Genomic DNA, 4,472 nt, shown 5'->3' with positions numbered 1-4,472 from the left:
AGGCACCAGACTGGTCGTTGACCTTCATCCCGCCGAACGATGCCGTCGCCTCCGAATTGGCAGATGCCACGGCCCAGGGTGGCGAGGTGGGCGGCTGGCTAGGGCTGATCGATCCCGCGACAGGACAACTTCTGCCGGAGCCTATCCAGCTGTTCGCGGGCGAGCTCGATGTGCCGCGCATCCGCGTCGGCAAGGGCACCCGGTCGCTGGAGTGGCGCTGCGTCTCTGCGCTGGAGCCCTTCCACGACGAAGAGAAGGGCGCTCGCTTGTCCGACAGCTGGCACCAGCTGGTGTGGCCCGGCGAAACGGGCTGCGCGAACATGACCGGCATCGACAAGACGTCGAACTGGGGCGTGGAGCGCCCGCCTTCGGCGGTGCGATCGACGGGCGGCAGCCTGAACCCTTCCTTCCTGGGGAACATCGGCCTGTGAGCGAGCTCCTCCGCCGCCAGCATGCCGCCCAGGCGGCCGTCGACCGGTTCAAGGGCCAGCCGCTCGCCTATGGCAAGAACGATTGCGCACGCCTCGCGGCATTCGTCCTTCGCAAGATGGGGCACCGTCCGCAGCTGGCGAAGGCGGGTAGCTATCGCACCGCGCTGGGCGCCGCGCGCGCTTTGCAGCGGTCCGGCTTCGAGGACCTCGCCGCGGCGATTGACGCGATTGGGTTGCCCCGCATCGCGCCTGCCGCCGCCTGGGTGGCGGACCTGGTGCTGCTTCCGGCCGAGGGGCCGTTCGGCGGCGCGCTGAGCGTTGCGGTCGGGAACGGCCGGGTGCTCGGCTACCACGAAGACGTCGACGGCGCGGACATCCTGCAGCCGGTCCAATACCTCGCCGCCTGGCGGGTCTGAGAGGCAACCATGGCGAAAGCTCTGCGCACCGCAGCGTTTGTGGTGGGCGCTGTGGCGCTTGTCGCCACCGGCGTCGGCGCCGTGGTCGGCGCGACCGCAGCGGCGGCGGCCGGCAGTGCGGGCATCGGCGGCCTCTCGATCGCCGGTGTCGCCAGCGCCACGCAGGCGGCCGCAGCGGCGCTGTCGATCGCCTCCGCTGTCGCGACGCCGAAGGGCTCGCTTGGCGGCAACCCGACCGAGTTCACGATCGATAAGGAATCTGGCCTGCCCTATGCGATGGGGCGGACCTACTCAGCCGGCAAGGTCGTGCACCGGCAGTATTACGGGCCAAAGAACAGCCTGGAGAGCTGGGTCGCCGTCCACAGCATCGGACCAGTCAAGAGCCTGGGACCGTTCCAGGTCGAGAAGAAGACCGTCAGCTTCGCCGGCGGCGCGGCGCAGGGCACCTATTCTGGATACATGTGGCTGGACGAGCAGCTGGGTGCCTGTCCGGAGGGTCGAGCACTGCATGGCCCGCAGGGACCGTTCCCCGGCTGGACGTCCGCCTCCAAGCTATCCGGCCTCGCCGCCGACCTGTGGACGCTGAAGTTCGACAGCAAGGGCAAGAAGTACCCGAACGGCGTGCCGGAGCGTGGCCGGATCCTGGAAGGGGTGTTCGTCTACGATCCGCGCCTCGACAGCACCTATCCGGGCGGCCAGGGTGGTTGCCGGCTGGGGCAGGAGGCTACGTACGTCTACAGCGAGAACCCGGCGCTGCACGCGATCACCTGGGCATATGGCCGGATCCAGAACGGCGTCCTAATCGCCGGCGGCGGCATGAAGGCGATCGGCATCGACCTTCCGCCCTTCGTCGAGTGGGCGAACGTCTGCGATGCCAACAACTGGAAGGTCGGCGGCGTCGTCTACACCAGCGCCGACAACGGCTGGGACATCCTGAAGATGATCTGCCAGGCCGGCGGCGGCGAGCCGATGCCGGTCGCCGGTCAGCTGTCGGTGACCTTCAACGCACCGAAGGTGTCGATCGGGCGGATCGCCAGCGCCGACATCATCGGCGACGTCGACGTGCCGGGCACGGCATCCCGGCGCGCGCGGCGCAACACGGTGATCGCAAAGGTGCGCCTGGAGAGCCACGGCTGGCAGGTGGTGCCGTTGAACGCGATCCCGATCCCGGATTATGTCGCGGTTGATGGCGGCAGCCGCCCGCGGGAAATCGAGTTCCCGCTGGTGCAGCAGGTCGACCAGGGCGCGCAGCTGGGCCTCTACGAGATACTGAACGGCCGCGAGCTGGAGGGCATTCTTCTTCCCTGTCAGTCGACCATGATCGGGTATCGGCCGGGAGACTGCCTGACGGTCGATATTCCGGAGGCAGCGCTGGTCGCTCGCGACGTGGTGCTGCGCAACCGGGAATTGGATTCGGCCAGTGTCGGCGTGACCTTCACCTGCCGCTCGGAGACAGAGTCGAAGCATAGCTTCGCTCTGGGGTAGAGCGGCACCGCGCCGCCGACACCGGACCTGTCGGTACCCGAGGTCGACCTCTCGGCCCCGGCGGCGGAGGACTGGTCGGCGACCGGTACCGTGCTGAGCGCCAACGGCGTGTCGGTGCCGGCGCTGATCGTCACCGGCGCGGCCGACGATCGGCCAATGGCGGGCGTGCTGTTCGAATACCGGCCCTATGCGGCTGGCGCGGATCCGGAGGCGAATTGGAGCGGTGGCGGCCTCGATGGGCCGGCGATCGTCCGCAAGGAGATCACCAGCGTCACCTCCGGCACGCAGTACGAGGTGGCGGTGCGGTACATGGTCGGCGGCGCGTACAGCGACCGGCTGGTGCTGGGGCCGGTGACCGCAGGCGACTTTGCGATCGAGAACATGCTCGCCGCCCCGTCGGAGCTTACCGCCAGGCAGAGCGCCCCGCTGAAGGTTGACCTGACCTGGCGCAATCCGAAGTCCGAGGTGTTCGACCATGTCACGATCCTCACCGATGGCGTGGAAGGGGCCGACCAGATCCTGGGCGGCTTGGGCGCAATCATGGCGGTGACGGTGGACGCGGCAGTGGGCACGCACAGCTATGCGATCCGCGCCTATGGCAGCGACGGATCGACTGCGACCAGCGCGGCCGTCCAGGTGACCGTTTCGTAACGGTTCCGTCCGCGCACCTTCCTCCGAACGCTCGATGTCCCACCACAAGGGGTAGCTAATGCCAGTTCAACAGACGTTCGCCGCGTCGCGCAATGCGACGTGGGCGCCGACGCTCATCTACGAATATCGAGGACGACCGCTGCCGCTTGCCGGTGCGCGCATCGACATGCAGCTGCGGCTCTATCCGGGGCAGCCAGGCAACGCGATGCTGACGATCAGCAATGTGTCATTCACTGACAAGCTCGTGGGCGGCACAGGGAACTCGGAAGACGACCTTCGAGAGCTGACCCTTGAGCCTTCGGTGAAGCCTGGGGCTGTTGACGGTTCCGAACCGAACACCCTGCGCTCGCTGCCGGGTCTCCAGACGCCCGAGCCCGGCGACCCGCAGACCTTCGCCTTCGACATCCTCATCACCTACGCCGACGGGCAGTCGGAACGACTGGCGGGGGGGAGTTTCATCGCAGATCCGGGAGTGACCATCGCATGAGAGAGATTATTCGAGCACAAGTCGGCGGGCTGCGTGGGCCGGGGCTTACCGATGCGGACAAGGCGATTTTCACGGAGGCGAAGGAGTCTGTTCAACTGAGCGAAGCAGCTGCGGCAGGTTCGGCAACTGCTTCCGGCCTTTCGGCGGAATCCGCGCGTTCATCGGCAGAGCTGGCACGCGCGGCTGTCGCAGTCGCATACAGCACGGAGACGAACGGTCGTGGCTTGCTTTACAAGAGCGACGGCACCCTGAACGGGTGGACCGGCGATACTTCCGCCTGGACCTCCGTTCTGAAGCCCGCGCTCCTGACCTACGGCCCCTCGCCTGTGATTGCACAAACCCCCGGGCCTTTCGGCAGCAGCGATGCGGGCGGGAACCGCGAGACGTTCCTGTTCATCGACACCGATGGGACGTGGTACGAGTTCTACGGCGCCGGCAACGGCAGCGGACTCGCGTCGGACCCCCTGAGCCCGTGGCGTCCGCAGTACAGCAGGAGCACAGACGGCGGTGTGACCTGGACCAAGCTCGGCGATGTCCCCGGCATCAGCCGCAACCACGGCTATGACGACGGCCAATGGCCTGCGGCGGACAACCTATTCTTGGATCACCGAGACGGCACCTATTATCTGCACCGTCTCACCGCGGGCAGCGTCTACCAAAACGAGGTATGCAGCGGCCCGTACACTTCCGACGTCTGGTCGGCGTCTAACATCAACGGACCCTACACCTACGTTCGCAATACGGTAACGACGGGTCCGGCCGGAAGCTTCGATGCGAACGACGCCTATGCGTCCTGCATCGTCTTCAGCGCAGGAAACTATTACCTGTTCTACTCGGCCGTCAGTAACGGGCCGAACAATCAGTGGCACATCGGCCTCGCGGTCGGCAGCAGCCCGGCCGGTCCTTTCACCAAGACCGGTTCGCAGGTCTTGCCCGACACCATCCGAGGCCAGGCCGAAAACCCGGAGGTCTTCTTTTCGAAAGAGCTCAACTGCTGGGTGA

The 4,472-nt window shown here is 66.7% G+C and carries 6 protein-coding genes; all 6 read left to right on the top strand.

Annotation, left to right across the window (positions count from 1 at the left end; genetic code table 11):
- Positions 1–431 (top strand): hypothetical protein (locus MHZ35_RS17685; RefSeq protein WP_239436829.1); only part of this gene is annotated, 431 nt, incomplete at its 5' end.
- A complete protein-coding gene (locus MHZ35_RS17680) occupies positions 428–847 on the top strand; it encodes a DUF6950 family protein (RefSeq protein ID WP_239436828.1) in 420 nt (139 codons plus the stop codon). The genes MHZ35_RS17685 and MHZ35_RS17680, both read left to right, overlap by 4 nt.
- Positions 848–856: 9 nt before the next feature.
- Complete coding sequence (locus MHZ35_RS17675; RefSeq protein ID WP_239436827.1) at positions 857–2,332, top strand: hypothetical protein; 1,476 nt, start codon at positions 857–859, stop codon at positions 2,330–2,332.
- Between the two features lie 90 nt (positions 2,333–2,422).
- Complete coding sequence (locus MHZ35_RS17670) at positions 2,423–2,983, top strand: hypothetical protein (protein WP_239436826.1); 561 nt, start codon at positions 2,423–2,425, stop codon at positions 2,981–2,983.
- 58 nt (positions 2,984–3,041) lie between these two features.
- Positions 3,042–3,470, top strand: coding sequence for a hypothetical protein (locus MHZ35_RS17665; RefSeq protein ID WP_239436825.1), 429 nt, complete (start codon positions 3,042–3,044; stop codon positions 3,468–3,470).
- The coding region (locus MHZ35_RS17660) for a hypothetical protein (protein WP_239436824.1) at positions 3,467–4,472 on the top strand (1,006 nt) is incomplete at its 3' end. The genes MHZ35_RS17665 and MHZ35_RS17660, both read left to right, overlap by 4 nt.

Origin of the sequence: Sphingomonas sp. ACRSK (assembly GCF_022346685.1) — a bacterium.
Lineage (GTDB): Bacteria > Pseudomonadota > Alphaproteobacteria > Sphingomonadales > Sphingomonadaceae > Sphingomonas > Sphingomonas molluscorum.
The sequence above is the reverse complement of the archived record's forward strand: the minus strand, read 5'-3'. Positions and strand labels throughout refer to the sequence as shown.